We start from the raw sequence: 17036 nt of genomic DNA on the forward strand, positions 1-17036 counted from the left end.
CGATTACACCCACCCGCAACCTACTGCGACATGCCTTCGAGCCGATAGCGCGTGCCGGGATAAAGCAGCCGCGCTGTCGTCACATTGCCTGCGTCCGACCACGTGCGGCGCCGGATCATCAGGCACGGTTCGTTGCGGTCGATGCCGAGCAACTTGCATTCCCAGAGTTGCGGTGCGACCGCTTCGACGATCTGCTCGGTGCGGGTGATCGGCGCCATCGCCGTCAGATAGGCGTTCGGCGTCATCGCCTGGAAATCCTGTTCCAGATAGCGCGGGCAGATCGCCGGATTGACGAAACGATCCTCGATCTGGATCGGCAGGCCGTTTTCCGAGTGCACCATGATCGAATGGAAGACGCGGGCGCCGGTGGCAAGCCCGAGTGCATAGCCGATGTCAGGCGTCGCGACCTCTTCCTTGAGCAGCGTCATCAACGACGTATGGGCGTGGCCACGTTCATGGATCTCGTCGGCAATGTTGCGGACTTCGAGCAGCGCGGTGCTGCCCTTGTGCGCGGCGACGAAAGAACCGACGCCCTGCACCCGCGTGATCGCGCCTTCGGTTGCCAGTTCCCTCAGCGCCCGGTTGGCGGTCATGCGGCTGACGCCGAGGTCGGCAACGATCTCGTTTTCCGAGGGGATCCGATGATGGGCGGGCCATTCACCGCTCTCGATACGGCTGCGGATGAACTGCTTGACCGCCTCGTAGCGCGGCATCGGGCCGTCTTCGAAAGCGATTGTCTCGTTCCGTTTTCCCAGTGCCGTCATCAACTCAAGCCCCGCCTTTCCGCGCCGCCGAACAAATCATGCGCATTCGCCCTCGAATCTTTTCGTTCATTTCACGCTTGCGCGCCAGCGTAAAATATCTATAGTTCCATATACAACTACGTACAGGAAAATGCACATGGCTAGTTTTCCCGTCAACCGGATCTTCGCAGAACGGGCTCTCCTGCCCGGCGGCTGGGCCGAAAACGTCGCGATTTCGCTCGACGCTTCCGGTCGCATCGCAGCGATCGAAACCGGCACCACCGCCGCTAGCAGCGACGAGCGCACGGCCGGGCCGCTGATCCCGGCGATCGCCAACCTTCACTCCCACGCCTTCCAGCGCGCCATGGCCGGCCTTGCCGAAGTGGCCGGCAGCGGCGACGACAGCTTCTGGACCTGGCGCGAGGAAATGTATCGCACCGTCGGGCTGGTAAACCCTGACGACGTCGAGGCGATCGCCGCCAAGCTCTATATGGAAATGCTGAAGGGCGGTTTCGGCCACGTCGCCGAGTTCCACTATCTGCACCACCAGGCCGACGGCACCCCCTATGCCGACCCGGCCGAGATGTCGCAGCGCATTCTCGCTGCTGCCCGCACGACCGGCATCGGCCTCACGCATTTGCCTGTCTTCTACGCCCACGCCAATTTCGGCGGCGTCGCGCCCAATCCCGGCCAGCGGCCGTTCCTGCACGATCCTGATCGTTTCCTCGCACTGCTTGAGCGGCTCGCGCCGCTCTGCCGCGACGCCGGCCATACGCTCGGCTACGCCATCCATTCGCTGCGCGCCGCAACGCCCGAGGAGATGCGCATCATCCTCGATGCCGCACCTGTTGCCGGTCCGATCCACATCCATGTGGCCGAGCAGACCAAGGAAGTCGACGACAGCCTCGCCTGGAGCGGCCGCCGCCCGGTCGAGTGGCTGCTCGATGAAATGCCGGTCGACGCACGCTGGTGCGCAATCCACGCAACGCATCTGACGGAAAGCGAACGGCAGCGTCTGGCGCGTTCGGGCGCCGTTGCCGGCCTCTGCCCGGCGACCGAGGCCAATCTCGGCGACGGCATTTTCCCGGCGGTCGATTTCATGGCCGAAGGCGGCGTCATCGGCGTCGGCACCGACAGCCACGTGGCGACCAGCGTCGCCGAGGAGTTGCGGCTGCTCGAATACGGCCAGCGCCTGCGCGACCGCCGCCGCAACCGGCTGGCCACCGGGCCGGGCGCCTCGATCGGCCGAACCATCTTCGACGCGGCGCTCAAGGGCGGCGCCCAGGCCGCCGGTCAGAAGGCGGCCGGCATCACCGTCGGCGCGCGCGCCGATTTCGTCGTGCTTGACGGCAGCAATCCCTACATCGCCGCCGCCACCGACAACCAGATCCTCGACCGCTGGCTCTTTGCACTCGGCGGCGAGACTGTCCGCGACGTCATGGTCGCGGGCGCGTGGAAGATCCGGAACGGACGCCACGACCGGGAGGACGATATCGACCGCGCCTTTGCGCGGGTGCTGATGAAACTGAAGTAATCGTCAAAGCCAAAAATCAAATCAGGGAACAGCTTAATGTCGATCAACAAATTGAAACTCACCCTGGCCGCAACCGGCCTCGTGCTCGCGGCCTCCACCGGCAGCGCCAGCGCTTCGTATTGCGGCGACGGCAAGACCGTCATGTTCGCCGGCATCGATTGGGAAAGCGGCGCTTTCATCACCGAAGTGATGAAGACCATTCTTGCCAAGGGCTACGACTGCCAGGTGGATTCGATCCCCGGCAACTCGGTGACGCTGGAACAGGCAACCGCCAATAACGACGTCCAGATCTTCGCCGAGGAATGGCTCGGCCGTTCGGACGTCTGGAACAAGGCGGTCGAGGAAAAGAAGGTCGTCGCCGTCGGCAAGACCTTCGTCGGCGCCAGCGAAGGCTGGTTCGTGCCGGAATACGTCATCAAGGGCGATGCGTCGCGCAGCCTTGAAGCCAAGGCGCCGGACCTGAAGAGCGTGTCGCAGCTCTCCGATCCGAAGATCATCGAGCTCTTTGCCGATCCGGAAGAGCCCAGCAAGGGCCGCTTCCTCAACTGCCCTTCGGGTTGGACCTGCGAGGGCGTCAGCTCCGCCAAGCTCGAAGCCTACAAGCTCGGCGAAACCTATGTGAACTTCCGCCCGGGCACCGGCACGGCGCTCGATTCCGCCATCACGTCCGCTTACCTCCAGGGCGAACCGATCCTCTTCTACTACTGGTCGCCGACGGCGATCATGGGCAAGTTCAAGCTCGTGCAACTCGAAGAGCCGGCCTATAGCGAAGAGTGCTGGAAGGAGCTTTCGAGCGCCAACGGCAAGCGCGAGCAGGGCTGCGCCTTCCCGTCGGTCGACGTCTCCTACGGCGTCAACAGCACCTTCGCGCAGGAAGCCCCTGAAATCATCGCCATCCTCGAAAAGGCGACTTTCCCGCTCGACGCCGTCAACGGCAGCCTCGCCTACATGGCCGACAACAAGGTCGACGCGACGGCAGCGGCCGCCGAGTTCCTGAAAACCAAGGCCGATGTCTGGGGCAAGTGGGTTTCGGACGAAGCCCGCGGCAAGATCGAAGCCAGCCTCAAGTAATCGCGACCAGCCGCTGACTTGGGCTTCATCGCCGCGTCTAGCGCGGCGATGAAGCCTGATCCGGCGGCCGGCCACATACCCGTGGCAAGTGCCGCCGGCGGCCGATCTGTGTCCGCTGGCAGCCCGAGCAAGGAACGCATCCGATGTTTCCGGATTCTCTCAATCTCTCCATTCGCGGGCCGGTGAACGATTTCATCCAGGCGCTGGTCAGCGGTTATGGCTGGGTCTTCAAGGCGATCAGCGCCGTCATTCTGAAAGCGGTTCTATTCATCGAATGGATCCTGCGCGGCCTGCCCTGGTGGGTCGTCATCCTGATCTTCATGGCGCTCGCCTGGCAAAGCTCGAAGCGCTGGACCCTGACGGTCGCCGTCGGCGTGCTGCTGTTCTTCGTCGGCGTGCTCGGCCTCTGGGACCTGACGATGCAGACGCTCGCCCTGATGCTGATGGCAACGATCGTCTCCGTCGTCATCGGTGTGCCGATGGGCATCTTCGTCGCCAAGAGCCGGACAGTGCGCAGCATCACCCTGCCGGTGCTCGACGTCATGCAGACCATGCCGAGCTTCGTCTACCTGATCCCGGCCTTGATGCTCTTCGGCCTCGGCAAGGTCCCGGCGATCCTCGCCACCATCATCTATGCCGTGCCGCCACTCATTCGCCTTACCGATCTTGGCATCCGCCAGGTCGACCATGAGGTGGTGGAAGCAGCGACCGCTTTCGGCGGCAGCCCCAACCAGATCCTCTTCGGTGTCGAGCTGCCACTCGCCACGCCGACAATCATGGCCGGCCTCAACCAGACGATCATGATGGCGCTGTCGATGGTGGTCGTCGCCTCGATGATCGGCGCCCGCGGCCTCGGCGAGCAGGTGCTGAACGGCATCCAGACGCTCGACGTCGGCAAGGGGCTGGAAGCCGGTATCGGCATCGTCATTCTCGCGATCGTTCTCGACCGCATCACGCAAGGCTTCGGCAAGAGCCGGACGGAGGATCCCCGCAATGGCTGATATCGAGATCCGCAACGTCTACAAGATCTTCGGGCAGGACGCGAAAGCCGCGCTCGCCATGGCCAAGGAAGGGCTCAACAAGTCCGAAATCCTCGCCCGCTCCGGTTGCAGCGTCGGCCTCAACAATGTCAGCCTGACGATCGGCGCCGGCAAGATCTTTGTAATCATGGGGCTTTCCGGCTCCGGCAAGTCGACGCTGGTGCGCCACATCAACCGGCTGATCGAGCCGACCAGCGGCGAAGTGGCCTTCGACGGCAGCAACATCCTGGACCTCGACGCCAAGGCGCTGCGCACCTTCCGCATGCACCGCGTCAGCATGGTGTTCCAGAGTTTTGCGCTGATGCCGCATCGCACTGTGCTGCAGAACGTCGTCTACGGCCAGCGCGTGCGCGGCCTGCCCAAGGCCGAGGCCCGCGACATCGGCATGAAATGGATCGAGACCGTCGGCCTTGCCGGCTACGACGCCAAGTACCCTCATCAGCTTTCCGGCGGCATGAAGCAGCGCGTCGGCTTGGCTAGGGCGCTGGCCGCCGATACCGATGTGATCCTGATGGACGAGGCCTTCTCGGCACTCGACCCCTTGATCCGCGCCGACATGCAGGACCAGTTGCTGCAGTTGCAGCAGAACCTTTCAAAGACCATCGTCTTCATCACCCATGATCTCGACGAGGCGCTGCGCATCGGTTCGGAAATCGCCATCCTCAAGGACGGCCAGGTGGTGCAGGTCGGCACGCCGGACGATATTCTGGGACGGCCGGCCAACGATTACGTTGCCCGCTTCGTGCAACGCCGACAGGGACGACCGGAAGCCCATGAGTGAGAATGTAGTCCTCGATGCACCACTGACCTGGAAGCAAATCGCAGCGGTCGCCAATGGCGCACCGCTCGCGCTTTCCGATGCAGCACGCCAGCGCATCGTCCACGCTCGCCGGGTCGTCGACGCTCTGGTCGAGCGCGGCATCCGCGGCTACGGCATCAACACCGGTGTCGGCGCGCTCTGCGACGTCGTCATCGACCGCGAGAACCAGCAGGCGCTATCGCGCAACATCATCCTCAGCCATTCCTGCGGCGTTGGCGAACCTCTCGCCCGGCCCGAAGCCCGGGCGGTGATCGCCGCCCAGATCGCCAACTTCGCCCACGGCTATTCCGGCGTGCGCATCGAGACGGTCGAGGCGCTGCTGGCACTGCTCAACGCCAACCTCATCCCCGACATCCCCTCGCGCGGCTCGGTCGGCTATCTCACCCATGCGGCCGCGATCGGCCTCGTGCTGATCGGCCACGGCACCGTCGATGACGGCAAGGGCAAGATCAGCGGCGTCGAGGCGCTCGCGCGGATCGGCCTCAAGCCGCTCAGGCTCGAAGCCAAGGAGGGCTTGAGCCTTGTCAACGGCACGCCCTGCGCCACCGGCCTTGCGGCATTGGCACTGTCGCGCGCTACGCACCTCTTCGACTGGGCGGATGCCGCCGCCGCGATGACCTATGAAAACCTCGGCAGCCAGGCGAATGCCTTTGCCGCCGGTCCATTGGCGCTTCGCCGCTCCAAGGGGCTGGATGAGGTCGGAGCATCCCTGCGCGATTTTCTTGCCGGCAGCCCGATGCTCGCCGAGACCGCGGGCACCCGCACGCAGGATCCTTTAAGCCTTCGTGCCGTGCCGCATGTCCATGGCGCTGCCCGCGATGCACTGGCCCACGTCGCCGAAGTCGTTGACCGCGAGCTTGCAAGCCTCACCGACAACCCGGCCGTGTCGGGCACGTCTGAGGCGCCGGAGGTGCATTCGCAGGCCCATGCGGTGGGCGCTGCTCTCGGCCTTGCCATGGACAGCCTGGCCGTCGCCGTTGCCGAAGTCGCTGCCATCTCCGAGCGCCGCATCGACCGGCTCGTCAATCCGCTGGTGAGCCGCCTGCCGGCCTTCCTCGCCGGCGATAGCGGTGTTGCCTCCGGCTTGATGATCGCCCAGTACACCGCCGCCTCACTTGCCGCTGAAAACCGACGCCTGGCCGCCCCCGCCAGCCTCGATGGCGGAATCACCTCGGCGCTGCAGGAGGACATCCTGACCCATGCGACGCCGGCCGCCTGGAAGGCACTTGCCATCGCCGACAACCTCGAAACGATCCTTTCGATCGAACTGCTTGCGGCGTCGCAGGCCTATGACCTGCAGCCGCGTGGCCGCGCCGCACGCACCGACGCGCTTTACCGGCGCATTCGCTCGGAAATCCCCACCTATGCCGACGACCGGCCGCTCAACGGCGACTTCGCCCGCATGCGCACACTGATCGAAGGAGGCACGCCATGAAGGTGCTGCGCGCGAAAGACTACAAGCGCATGCCCTGGAAGAACGGCGGCGGTGAGACGGTGGAGATCGCCATTTTCCCCGAGAAGGCGTCGCTTGCCGATTTCGACTGGCGCGTCAGCATGGCGACCGTCGCCACCGATGGCCCCTTCTCCAGCTTCCCCGGTATCGACCGCACGCTGTCGATCCTTCAGGGCAAGGGTATGCGGCTGATGATCGAGGGTCGCAAGCCCGCTTTGATGACCGGCGAGACGGCGCCGCTCCCCTTCCCGGCCGACGTCGCAACATCAGCGACCCTCGTCGACGGTCCGATCGTCGACCTCAACGTCATGACACGGCGCGGCAGGCTCACGCACTCGGTTCAGCGACTGGCACTCGATCATCCGCACAGGGCAGAAAGCCTGGGGGGCACGACCCTCGTGCTTTGCCACGGCGGCGCCGTGCGGTTGACCGCAAGTGACGCCACGGCCGAACTGGCAGCGGGCGACACGGCCGTGCTGACGGGTGCAGCCTCCTTAACCATCGAACCGGCGGCCTCTGCCGTCCTCTTCCTGATCACCATCGACAAGCCGGCCGCCTGATCGGGCGCCGTCTCGCGTCGTTCAGCCGCGCCTCAGATGCAGCAGGGGATAGGGCCGGCCTGCATCGTCGACAGGCGAACGCCCGACCACCTCAAAACCCATTCGCCGATAGAAACCGGCGCCGGACACATTCTGCTCGTTGACGTCAACCGTCAGCACCGGATGCAGGCTCATCGCATGCTCGACAAGCCGCCGACCGACGCCAGCGCCGCGCGCCTCGGCCTGGACGAAGAGCGAGTCGATCTGCGCCCCACTCATGCCCATTAAACCGAGCGCCAGGTCATTTTCATCCGCGGCGATCCAGAACTCGGCGGCCGGCAGATACTGGTCGCGCACCAGCACCTCGATCGCAGCAAAATCCTCCGGCGTCAGGAAATCATGGGTGGCGACAACGGCGCTGCGCCAGATCTCGAAGGTGCGCGGAAAATCGGATGGACGGGAGGGGCGGATGGAGATGGTCATGATGCAATCGCTTCTGAAAATGCGGCAGCGCGAGGCGTGCCGCGCGTCCGGCTGTGGCCAACGCGACTCTGCGAGGGCGTCAGCCTGTGAAGATGTCCGGTCCTGATCCGGTCCCGGACCGCGCACCTTATCCGCAGCCCCGACGATCGCAAGCGATCTCCGCACCTGCGGTTTTCAGGCCACGCCGGTTAAGAATTCAGCAACCATATTCCATGTTCCCCGGGGAACAGCACGATTGACGCCACACGATAGTCTCCATGTCACGGTTCTTAGCCACACATCAACGAACGCAGGGACTGGAGGACAAGGACATGATCAAAACCGCTTTCGGCGTCAACGTCACCGTACTGGTCTTCTCGATCACCGTGATCGCCATCATGCACTTCGCCCTGTCCCAATATCGCGCAGCCGAAATCGCCAACATCGACCTGCCGGACTACACGACGATCACTTCGTCGATTCATCGCTGAAGCGACCTACCCCGCGGCGGCAGCCGGGCAGCATGCCTGACTGGTTTCTACGCACACCCTCTCAAGCCGCATCTGCAGGCGCTGCCATCGACGATGGCGGCGCCTTTTTGCATCGATCATCAGCTCCATGTATGGCCAGAGGGATTATGATAGGGGACGCTGACTGAACGAATCGCCGCTCAAGACAGCGTAGCAACATATCCAGGAAGGCCCGAAATGACGGATCCGCAAAACGAACTGAAACTCAGCGCGTTCAAGTTCCACGAGCAGGCCGTCCGCGCCTCCGTCGGCGGAAAACCGCTCGCACTCGATGCGTTGGAACTCGGCGGCGAAATCCTGGTGGTACTGACCTGGCTCGGCAATTCCGAAAGAGGCCTGCGCAAGCCGGAATACGTCCTGCCCCTGAGCGCCGTGGCGCATCAGGCGCTGAGCAACGATCCCGACGCCAAATACAAATGGGCCATCGGCGCCCCGCTGCCGCAATCGCTCTTTGACGGCAGCGCATCAAGGCAGTTCCGCAGACAGTTCGGGGTCAAGAGCGGACCGGCGCTGACATTGCCCTTGAAGCCGCCGCACCATTGACGGCGATTGTGCGTGCCTCAGACGAGCGCTTTCGCGTCAGATCTACCTCATCAATCATTGCAATCTTAAAATCGTTAGAGATTGATGCCGTAACCGGCCAGCCACGAGCAGTCATCTCCAGATTGCGGAATGGAACCGTCCCCGCTTACCATGCGTAGGATGGGGGATATGCCTATGAACGACAGAGGCTTCTACATTCCGGTTCTAAGCGCGCTGACCTTGGCCGCCTTTGTACTGCTTATTCGCTTCTTTCCAGATGTGACGAACTGGGAGCTCTGCGAAGCGTCGAGATGCACCGTACAGGATTGGCTGGCAGCGACGGCCGGCTGGGTGGGATTTCTCGCAGCCGCAGTCGGCGCATACTTCGTTTATCACCAATTGGCGGAACAAAGGCGACAAACTGCATTCGCGCTCGGAGATGGCGATCCCGTCTTTCAGGTCCACGTCTACGCTTTCGACCACACACGTGCGGTTCTGCGCTTCATCAATTGGAACAGGCGTACCCTCGCCATTCACCGGATCAGGATCCGGTGCGCGGATGTCGCAATTCCCATGCCGATCAAGTTTCGCTGGTCTGAGGACCAATTCACGCCCGGCGGAGTCGTCAACGACTGCGGGATCAATGCGGCAGGATGGCTCTACACAGTGCCTGGCGTAGAAGGCTGGATAGACAGACAAGGTCGTCCAGATATCTTCGACTTCCAACTGCTCTTCCAGGAAGAAGTTGAAGACTTCATCGATCTCATTGGGGGTCTTAGCACTGCAACGATCGCTGAGATCATTGTAAACGCACAATATGAAGACGGTACGGAAAGACCAATTGATTTTAGGCTGAGGGTACCCGTCATCGATTTCCTGCCGAACACCGCAGCACGTGTACATTTGCACACAGCGGATGGCTAAGAGCATTCAAACAGAGTGCCCGCTTGGCGCCTTTTCAGCAACTTATTCAGCGCGCGTAATGAATCGACCACCTCATTCGCCACGAGGTGGTAACGCATGCCGCACAAGCAAACTATTATCGATTCACTCGGGAACAAATGGTAGCGGAGGAGGGATTCGAACCCCCGACACAAGGATTATGATTCCTCTGCTCTAACCTACTGAGCTACTCCGCCGGGTACCGCGTCAGGGCTTTGAAGTGGAAGCCGTCTTGACTGGACGGGCGGCTTATACGGCCCGCTTCCGTCCACTGTCAACCCAAGTCTCCGGGAAAATGTGAAGTTTTCACAACAGCCCGGAAATCAAGGGCTTCAGGCGGCTGCCTGCGCCGAAAGCAGCGCCTTCAGCGCGGCTTCTGCGCCGGCTTCGCGTTCCGATTTACGAATAAATCCACCGCCGTAGACGCGCGCGTCCTCGCCGACGCCGGAATAGAGCGCGCAGGCCTGGCCGGGTGCAATACCGGCTTCGCCTTCCGCAAGCTCCACATAGATGCCCTCTTCGTCCATCGCGAGCACGGCAGGCGCCGGCTGGCGGGTGGAGCGCACCTTGGCGAAACATTCAAAGCCCCGCGCAGCGGCCACTTCGACGTCCTCATCACCCAGCCAGTTGACGTCGCGCAGGTAGACGCGGCGCGTTTCCAGCGCCTCCTTGGGGCCGACGATGACGCGGCGCGAGCGGGCGTCGAGATAGACGACGTAGAGCGGCTCGCCGGTCGCAACGCCGATGCCGCGGCGCTGGCCGATCGTGTAGTGCAGGATGCCCTCATGCGTGCCGAGCACGCGGCCGTCGAGATGCACGATCTCGCCGGAAAGCGCTGCATTCGGCTTCAGCTTCGACACGATGTCACTGTACTTGCCCTGGGGCACGAAACAGATGTCCTGGCTGTCTGCCTTCTGGGCGACGACGAGGCCCATCTCCTCGGCGAGCTTGCGGGTCTCGGCCTTGGAGAGATGCCCCAAGGGGAAGCGCAGATAGTCGATCTGCTCCTGCGTCGTTGCAAAGAGGAAGTAGCTCTGGTCGCGATCGGCATCCGTCGGCCGGTAGAGCGCCCGCTGGCCGGCATAGCGCGGTTTTGGGCTCGGGCGCGAGCGGATGTAGTGGCCGGTCGCCAGCGCATCGGCGCCAAGCTCCTTGGCGGTCAAAAGCAGGTCGGCAAACTTGACCGTCTGGTTGCAGGCAACGCAAGGGATCGGCGTTTCGCCGGCGATATAGCTTTCGGCGAAGGGATTGATCACCGTTTCGCGGAAGCGCGCTTCGTAGTCGAGCACGTAGTGGGGAATGCCGAGGGTTTCGCAAACGCGGCGTGCATCGTCGATGTCCTGGCCGGCACAGCAGGAGCCGGCACGGTGCACGGCGGCGCCGTGATCGTAGAGCTGCAGCGTGATGCCGAGAACGTCGTAGCCCTCGCGTTTGAGCAGGCCGGCAACGACGGAACTATCGACGCCACCGGACATGGCAACGACGACACGCGTATCTTCGGGCTTGCGGTCAAAATCGAGACTGTTCACGGGATCCAATCCGGCCTTCGGGCGGCAACCTTGCGCCTGCCCTGTTTCACGCTTCATGCGATGCTTTGCCGAGGAACTCTCGGCCCACGGCATCTTCGGCTCCGCGGCGGCCGGCATCAATCGGATGCATAGAGCGCGCCGCAGTACTTTCAGTTCCGCGACATATAGAAACTTGTCCGTCCGGCGGCAAGGCCGGCCGCTGCCGCTGCCCGGCCTTAAAGGCGTCAGATCAGCTTCAATCGCATGGCGCGGGCAATCGCCTGCATGCGGTTGACGGCATCGAGCTTGCGGGTCGCGCTCTTGAAGTAGCTGCTGACCGTGTAGGTCGAGATCCCCAGGATGATGCCGATCTCGTCGCTGCTCTTGCCGGCAGCCGCCCAGCGCAGACATTCCAACTCGCGGCTCGAGAGTTTTTCACGTGCCGTATTGCCCGTGTCGAAGGTGCGCTCCAGGCATTCGAAAAGCTGGACCAGCGTGAGATACAGCGTCGCCCGCTCGACGCCGGCAGGTGCCTCGCGACGGCCCGAAAGCATGGCGATGAAGGGATCGCCGCCACTCGTGTGCAGCAGCACCGCGAAATGGCGCGCCATCTCCGGATGGGCCAGCAGGCGGTGCACCATGGCCTCGTCCGCGGGCTTGGCCGCAACATCGAGCAGCTCGGCCCCGCCGGTCACCGGCAGCTTGGTGAACCGCAACTTTTCGACCAGCCCGCTCGACTGGAAAGTCTCGCAGGCGTCGTACTGGCGCACCAGTTCGGACGGCCAGTTGCTGAGCACCAGCCGCTCGGAAAAGCGCTGCTGTTCGGCCAGCGGCATGCGCGCGATCATGAAATGGCCGAAGCCATAGCGCGCGATCAACCGCCGCATGAGATGCAGAAGTTCGTACTCGGTGCGGACGGTGGCCGTATCGATGTCCGAAAACATCTCCACCGTTTCAGCCTCGCGCAGCAAGGCCGGTTCATGCGATTCCTTCATCTGCGATCACCACATCCCCGGCGCCACCGCACCGGTCGAGAGAAATACAAACAACGCCCCACATCTTCAGGAGCATGAAATTCACCCGACAGGCGAAATAAAACTGCCGCTCCCGGCCTGCCCGCGAAAGAAACGCGCCCGGTTGTGAAAACTATGACGATGCACCAAGAATGAATGCGGGAGCGTACATACGACGCTCATCCTTATTTCGGGGCTTCGTTACCAAAAATTTTAGTTAAAGTGAAATGTGGTATTTGCATGGCTCCCATGTCAATTCCGCGAGAATCCGGATTGTTCTCAAGCGTTTCCACAAGTCGGGGAAATATTGCCCCAAGATCTAAGGGGCGCCACACGCGGATAAAAGCCCACCGGAAGTGTCTCAAATTATGAGCAAATTGTTACTTGACGCTTAGGCAAATGTTAAATGTGGCAGGCTAAGGTCACGGTCATATGGTCTTGAGTTTGTGTAGAGAGTCCCATGACCGAAATGATGCGACCACGCGTGAAATATGTCATCGGCCCCGATGGCAGCCCTCTGACGATTGCGGATCTTCCGCCGGCTAATACCCGGCGCTGGGTGATCCGCAGGAAGGCTGAGGTTGTTGCCGCCGTGCGCGGTGGCCTGTTGAGCCTGGAAGAGGCGTGCGAACGCTATACCCTTACCGTCGAGGAGTTCCTGTCCTGGCAGTCCTCGATCAACGATCACGGTCTCGCCGGCCTGCGCACCACTCGCATCCAGCAGTATCGCCACTAGTTCGCCCATCACAGGGCCATAGGTCGCGCGGCGGCTCCGGGTTTCCCGGGGCCGCCGCCGTCGTTTTTCCAGGTCCCGCGCGCACCGGCATTGGTTGCGTTTAACGAACGCTCTGTCCTCCGGCGATGGCGGGGCAGGCGATTCCGATTTGGGGAAAACTGCGCTAGCTTCCACGCAGACGAACCCGTTCATCAAGGAAGGCTGCCATGGAAATTATGCACGAGGAAACCGGATCGCACGGCCGCTATTCGACGTCAGTCGAAGGCCATACCGGTGAAATGACCTATTCGCGCACCTCGCCTCAACTGATCATCGTCGATCATACGCTCGTTCCGGATGCTCTGCGCGGCAAGGGTGTCGGCCAGGCGCTGGCCAAGCATGCGATCGAGGAAGCCCGCAAGGGCGGCTGGAAGATCATTCCGCTCTGCCCTTTCATGAAGGCCCAGGCGATGCGGCATCCCGAATGGCAGGATGTCATCCAGGGTTGAGACACCCGCGGCAGCCACGGCATAATCTTAATCGAATTCGCGACCTTGGCGCGTCTTTCAAGACGCGCGGCGCTGTCGGTCCCGAAATGAGAAGACCCGCCCGGATGCCGAGGCATCGGGCGGGTCTTTTTGTCTTGTCACGATCGTGCCGGATCGGATCATGCCAGCCGCATGATCCGTCAAGGATGGAACCATCTGCTCCGAAACGGGCTATCGGCCCGTCCAACGGACAAATCCCCCTTGCCAGATCGGGCTCGGGGTTCAAATCGCCCTTTGGAACAAGGCGTTACGGCCCGCTGCGCCGGATTATGGCGCAGGAGCCGCAGCTATGCCCGCAGGCGGGTCGACGTGTCCCGCTCTTCGAGGGCCGCCGCCTTCGCGTATTCGGCCTGCACTTCTTCGAGCGCGAGTTCGGCAGCATCCTGCTGCGTCTTCAGTTCGCGAATGGAAACCTGAAGATTGTCGGCTCTTTGACGTGCGGCCTTGGCAAAGGTGGGATAGGCGAAGTGCTGGGGATCGGAGATACCCGACTTCTTCTCCTCGAAAATAATCTGATTTTCCAGATCCTTGGTCATCCGTTCGAACTCAGCCATCATCATCTGAAGCTGGTTCAGCTGACGCTGCTTCTCCCGGACCTGAAATTCCTTCAGGCGGACAAGGCTCTCACGTGCTTTCATACGCAATACTCCCGTGGATAACGAGACCCCGGTTACTGATTTGCCCGCGAGCCGGCCCGAACAGGGCCGGAAACGAAAAATCTTCAGCGATATTAACAAAAGCCTACCGCTGGTAACCTTTCGTTTACGGGCATCGTTAATCATAGGCGTGATGATTTAAGGCTCCGTAAATGCTGAGGCACGAAATGTGACCGCCCCGGCATTAACGAGTCAGAAGAGTCAGATAACGGCATTTCCTCATGTTTCACATGAGATTAGCCGTTCTGGATTCACGTTTGAAATCAGGAGACTGCTAAAAATATTTAACAAACTCGATACACCTTGCCAGAGGGAATCAGAATTTGTTAACCATTTGGTGGCAGCCTCCAAATCAGGCAACGACTGGATCCGTATCGCGTAAGGGTGCCACGACAACCTTGGGCGGCGGAAAAGGGGAAGAATATGCGGGTTCTATTAATTGAAGACGACAGTGCAACGGCTCAGAGCATTGAGCTGATGCTCAAGTCCGAGAGTTTCAACGTCTACACCACCGATCTCGGTGAAGAAGGCGTCGATCTCGGCAAACTTTATGACTATGACATCATCCTTCTCGACCTCAATCTGCCGGACATGTCCGGCTACGAAGTCTTGAGAACGCTGCGTCTTTCCAAGGTGAAGACACCCATCCTGATTCTTTCGGGTATGGCCGGCATCGAAGACAAGGTTCGCGGCCTGGGCTTCGGCGCAGACGACTACATGACCAAGCCGTTCCACAAGGACGAACTGGTCGCTCGCATTCATGCGATCGTCCGCCGCTCCAAGGGCCACGCCCAGTCGGTCATCTCCACCGGCGAGCTCATCGTCAACCTGGATGCCAAGACGGTTGAAGTCGGCGGACAGCGCGTCCACCTGACCGGCAAGGAATACCAGATGCTCGAGCTGCTCTCGCTGCGCAAGGGCACGACGCTCACCAAGGAAATGTTCCTGAACCACCTCTACGGCGGCATGGACGAGCCGGAACTGAAGATCATCGACGTCTTCATCTGCAAGCTGCGCAAGAAGCTTGCAAACGCCGCCGGCGGCGCCAACTACATCGAAACCGTCTGGGGCCGCGGCTATGTGCTGCGCGAGCCGGATGGTGCCGAATACGCCGAAACTGCCTGATTCCCCGCCAGGGCTTGCACCGATCCCCGCATGATGCGGGCCCGACATTCAAGAGTTTCGCAAAACCCGCCTATGAGGCGGGTTTTGTTTTGCGCGCAAACGACCACGCTTGCCGGTCCTGCAATGCCCGGCGGATGCCAGGGTTGCGCGCGCCTGCACCCTCCCCTTCCCCGACGCTCGAAAATCTGATCCGCTCGCCCGCTCCGCACACAACAAAAAGCCGCGGCAAACGCCACGGCTTGATTTTGCTGCAAACAGATCAGGATAAGGCGGCTCAGGCCGCCATCGACTGGCTCGCGAAAACGCTGGTCAGGATCTTGCGGTCGAAAGGCTTCAGCAGGAAGTCGTCCGCGCCAGCGCGCTTGCCGGCCATCATCTTCTTCAGGTCTGCCTCGACGACGCAGTAATAGATCCGCACCGAAGGGCCGTTCGGCAACCGGCGAATATTGCCGATGAGCTCGAGCGCGCCTTCGAGGCCCGCGTCGATGATCAGGATGTTCGGGAGTTCCGCTTCGCAGCGCACAAGCGCCTCGAGGCTGTTCGACGCCTCGTAAACCATGAAGCCCATGCCGGAGAGGATACGTTTTCCAACTTTCCGCACGACATCCGAGCCGTCGGCAATCATCAAACGTCGCATGTCCAACTCCCTTCGCCACTTACCTATACGCGTATCGGCATTCCGGAAACAACTCTATACAAATTTGGGAAAGATTTCGTTACGGAGTTTGCTTAACGAAGCTTTTTCATGCGGGATCAACACTCTGAAAACATTAAATTTTCCAGAATGCGAGCGAGATCGAAACGCATATGGCAGATACGTTTCCGCCGGATGCGATGGCACCCGGCGGCTGTCGAGAAGTCAAGAAATCGGAATACCTGGCGCAGCCTAATTAAACCTCAGGCTGCATTTTGGCCGTAAAGATGATTTCCTCGCCGGTCGAGGTAACGGCGATTTCCATGCGCGCCTCCTCGCCGAGAAGCACGGTGTAATAGGGCTGGATCGAATGGGCATCGACCGCCTCTTCCGGCGTGCCGGACAGGAGTTCCACCAGCCTCGGCGGTACCCGCATCATCCGGCCCTTCGCAACGAGCGTGAACGCGGCGTCGAATTCCGGATTCTCGAGCGTCACGTCGATCGAGCCGCCGCGCGGAATGGCGCCGTAGGCAATCAGGAAGAGGTTCAGAAGCAGCTTGACCCGGTTCTTGGCGATGATCGCCCGCGGGCCGTGCCAATTGACCTCGGTCTTCTTCTCGGCAGCGGCAAAATCCTTGGCGGCCTTTTCCGCTTCGCCGGTGTCGATCGACGCGCCGACCGAACCCGAGGCACCGAAGGCAAGGCGCGCAAACTTCAGCCGGACAGAGGCGTTGAGCGCGCTCGTGCGGATGAGGTCCATCGCATCGGCATCGGCGCCGCCCTCGTCGAGCAGTTCCAGGCCGTTGTTGATGGCGCCGACCGGGGAAATGATGTCGTGGCAAACCCGGCTGCACAGAAGCGCGGCCAGATCGGGTCCCGTCAATGTCAGGTTCGGATTCGTTGCCATCTTAGTTCCTTGTTTGGTGCCATCGGCCGTCGCCTGGAGCACGCGCCGTGGTCACGCCGGTAAACCCTCACGCGTGAAGACGCAAGTCATGAGCTGCCCGGCGCAGCCGTTCATCAGTGGAACATAATGACACCACATTTGGTAAACCGATTGTTAAGACCATCAGTTCAAATTGCATGGCATTGGTCCAGACCCCAACTGGCCGAGCAGTGATCTGACTGTCGGCCACTGCAAACCCGCAAGCGAGCAATTTTCGCGCCTGACGGAGGATATG

The 17036-nt window shown here is 61.6% G+C and carries 19 protein-coding genes and 1 tRNA gene; 12 read left to right on the top strand and 8 right to left on the bottom strand.

Annotation, left to right across the window (positions count from 1 at the left end; all coding sequences use genetic code 11):
• Window positions 1–20 precede the first annotated feature (20 nt).
• Complete coding sequence (gene hutC, locus IB263_RS18990; RefSeq protein ID WP_034806500.1) at window positions 21–764, bottom strand: histidine utilization repressor; 744 nt, start codon at window positions 762–764, stop codon at window positions 21–23.
• Between the two features lie 136 nt (window positions 765–900).
• Between hutC and hutF the strand changes: the two genes are divergently transcribed.
• From hutF to IB263_RS19020, 6 genes are all read left to right on the top strand, one after another.
• Entirely contained in the window at window positions 901–2277 is a 1377-nt protein-coding gene (gene hutF / locus IB263_RS18995) for a formimidoylglutamate deiminase (protein WP_192438859.1), read from the top strand.
• Window positions 2278–2313: 36 nt separating this feature from the next.
• A complete protein-coding gene (locus tag IB263_RS19000; RefSeq protein WP_192438860.1) occupies window positions 2314–3348 on the top strand; it encodes an ABC transporter substrate-binding protein in 1035 nt (344 codons plus the stop codon).
• A gap of 143 nt (window positions 3349–3491) precedes the next feature.
• The gene (locus IB263_RS19005; RefSeq protein WP_034806492.1) at window positions 3492–4349 is read left to right on the top strand and encodes a proline/glycine betaine ABC transporter permease; all 858 of its coding nucleotides are present in this window, start codon (window positions 3492–3494) and stop codon (window positions 4347–4349) included.
• The gene (locus IB263_RS19010; protein ID WP_192438861.1) at window positions 4342–5169 is read left to right on the top strand and encodes a glycine betaine/L-proline ABC transporter ATP-binding protein; all 828 of its coding nucleotides are present in this window, start codon (window positions 4342–4344) and stop codon (window positions 5167–5169) included. Before IB263_RS19005 ends, IB263_RS19010 begins: the two co-directional genes overlap by 8 nt.
• Window positions 5162–6643: a histidine ammonia-lyase gene (gene hutH / locus IB263_RS19015; protein WP_192438862.1), complete on the top strand. Its 1482-nt coding sequence runs from the start codon at window positions 5162–5164 to the stop codon at window positions 6641–6643. The genes IB263_RS19010 and hutH overlap by 8 nt, the downstream gene beginning before the upstream one ends.
• Window positions 6640–7221 (top strand): HutD family protein, encoded by a 582-nt coding sequence (locus IB263_RS19020; RefSeq protein WP_089044505.1) that lies wholly within the window; start codon window positions 6640–6642, stop codon window positions 7219–7221. The genes hutH and IB263_RS19020 overlap by 4 nt, the downstream gene beginning before the upstream one ends.
• Window positions 7222–7242: 21 nt before the next feature.
• Here the strand turns inward: IB263_RS19020 and IB263_RS19025 are convergent, their stop codons facing one another.
• On the bottom strand, window positions 7243–7683 hold the full coding sequence (locus tag IB263_RS19025; protein WP_034806719.1) for an acetyltransferase: 441 nt from the start codon (window positions 7681–7683) through the stop codon (window positions 7243–7245).
• A gap of 311 nt (window positions 7684–7994) precedes the next feature.
• Here IB263_RS19025 and IB263_RS19030 point away from each other — a divergent pair, with 311 nt between their 5' ends.
• The 3 genes from IB263_RS19030 to IB263_RS19040 all read left to right on the top strand — a co-directional run bounded on the left by IB263_RS19030 (window position 7995) and on the right by IB263_RS19040 (window position 9638).
• Entirely contained in the window at window positions 7995–8153 is a 159-nt protein-coding gene (locus IB263_RS19030; protein ID WP_156133954.1) for a hypothetical protein, read from the top strand.
• Window positions 8154–8369: 216 nt separating this feature from the next.
• The gene (locus IB263_RS19035) at window positions 8370–8735 is read left to right on the top strand and encodes a hypothetical protein (RefSeq protein WP_060605861.1); all 366 of its coding nucleotides are present in this window, start codon (window positions 8370–8372) and stop codon (window positions 8733–8735) included.
• Window positions 8736–8909: 174 nt separating this feature from the next.
• On the top strand, window positions 8910–9638 hold the full coding sequence (locus IB263_RS19040; protein ID WP_192438863.1) for a hypothetical protein: 729 nt from the start codon (window positions 8910–8912) through the stop codon (window positions 9636–9638).
• 138 nt (window positions 9639–9776) lie between these two features.
• Here IB263_RS19040 and IB263_RS19045 read toward each other — a convergent pair.
• The 3 genes from IB263_RS19045 to IB263_RS19055 all read right to left on the bottom strand — a co-directional run bounded on the left by IB263_RS19045 (window position 9777) and on the right by IB263_RS19055 (window position 12159).
• Window positions 9777–9853: transfer RNA gene (locus tag IB263_RS19045), tRNA-Met, on the bottom strand.
• 135 nt (window positions 9854–9988) lie between these two features.
• A complete protein-coding gene (gene mnmA / locus IB263_RS19050) occupies window positions 9989–11242 on the bottom strand; it encodes a tRNA 2-thiouridine(34) synthase MnmA (RefSeq protein WP_051659745.1) in 1254 nt (417 codons plus the stop codon).
• A gap of 167 nt (window positions 11243–11409) precedes the next feature.
• Window positions 11410–12159 carry a LuxR C-terminal-related transcriptional regulator gene (locus tag IB263_RS19055; protein WP_034806462.1) on the bottom strand — a complete coding sequence of 250 codons (750 nt, stop codon included), beginning with the start codon at window positions 12157–12159 and terminating at the stop codon, window positions 11410–11412.
• 478 nt (window positions 12160–12637) lie between these two features.
• Here IB263_RS19055 and IB263_RS19060 point away from each other — a divergent pair, with 478 nt between their 5' ends.
• Together IB263_RS19060 and IB263_RS19065 are read left to right on the top strand one after the other, a co-directional pair.
• Entirely contained in the window at window positions 12638–12913 is a 276-nt protein-coding gene (locus IB263_RS19060) for a DUF1153 domain-containing protein (protein ID WP_003527546.1), read from the top strand.
• A 206-nt stretch (window positions 12914–13119) separates the two neighbouring features.
• Window positions 13120–13401 carry a GNAT family N-acetyltransferase gene (locus tag IB263_RS19065; protein ID WP_060581188.1) on the top strand — a complete coding sequence of 94 codons (282 nt, stop codon included), beginning with the start codon at window positions 13120–13122 and terminating at the stop codon, window positions 13399–13401.
• 326 nt (window positions 13402–13727) lie between these two features.
• Here IB263_RS19065 and IB263_RS19070 read toward each other — a convergent pair whose 3' ends face one another.
• A complete protein-coding gene (locus IB263_RS19070; RefSeq protein WP_034806460.1) occupies window positions 13728–14078 on the bottom strand; it encodes a flagellar export protein FliJ in 351 nt (116 codons plus the stop codon).
• A gap of 441 nt (window positions 14079–14519) precedes the next feature.
• On the opposite strand from IB263_RS19070, the gene ctrA reads away from it, so the two are divergent.
• The gene (ctrA, locus tag IB263_RS19075) at window positions 14520–15221 is read left to right on the top strand and encodes a response regulator transcription factor CtrA (protein WP_025424706.1); all 702 of its coding nucleotides are present in this window, start codon (window positions 14520–14522) and stop codon (window positions 15219–15221) included.
• Between the two features lie 274 nt (window positions 15222–15495).
• Here ctrA and IB263_RS19080 read toward each other — a convergent pair whose 3' ends face one another.
• Window positions 15496–15858 (bottom strand): PleD family two-component system response regulator, encoded by a 363-nt coding sequence (locus tag IB263_RS19080; RefSeq protein ID WP_034806707.1) that lies wholly within the window; start codon window positions 15856–15858, stop codon window positions 15496–15498.
• A 253-nt stretch (window positions 15859–16111) separates the two neighbouring features.
• Window positions 16112–16762 carry a histidine phosphotransferase ChpT gene (chpT, locus tag IB263_RS19085; RefSeq protein WP_034806457.1) on the bottom strand — a complete coding sequence of 217 codons (651 nt, stop codon included), beginning with the start codon at window positions 16760–16762 and terminating at the stop codon, window positions 16112–16114.
• Window positions 16763–17036: the final 274 nt, after the last annotated feature.

The sequence above is a fragment of the Ensifer sp. ENS03 genome, assembly GCF_014852035.1.
GTDB classification, from domain to species: Bacteria; Pseudomonadota; Alphaproteobacteria; order Rhizobiales; family Rhizobiaceae; genus Ensifer; species Ensifer adhaerens.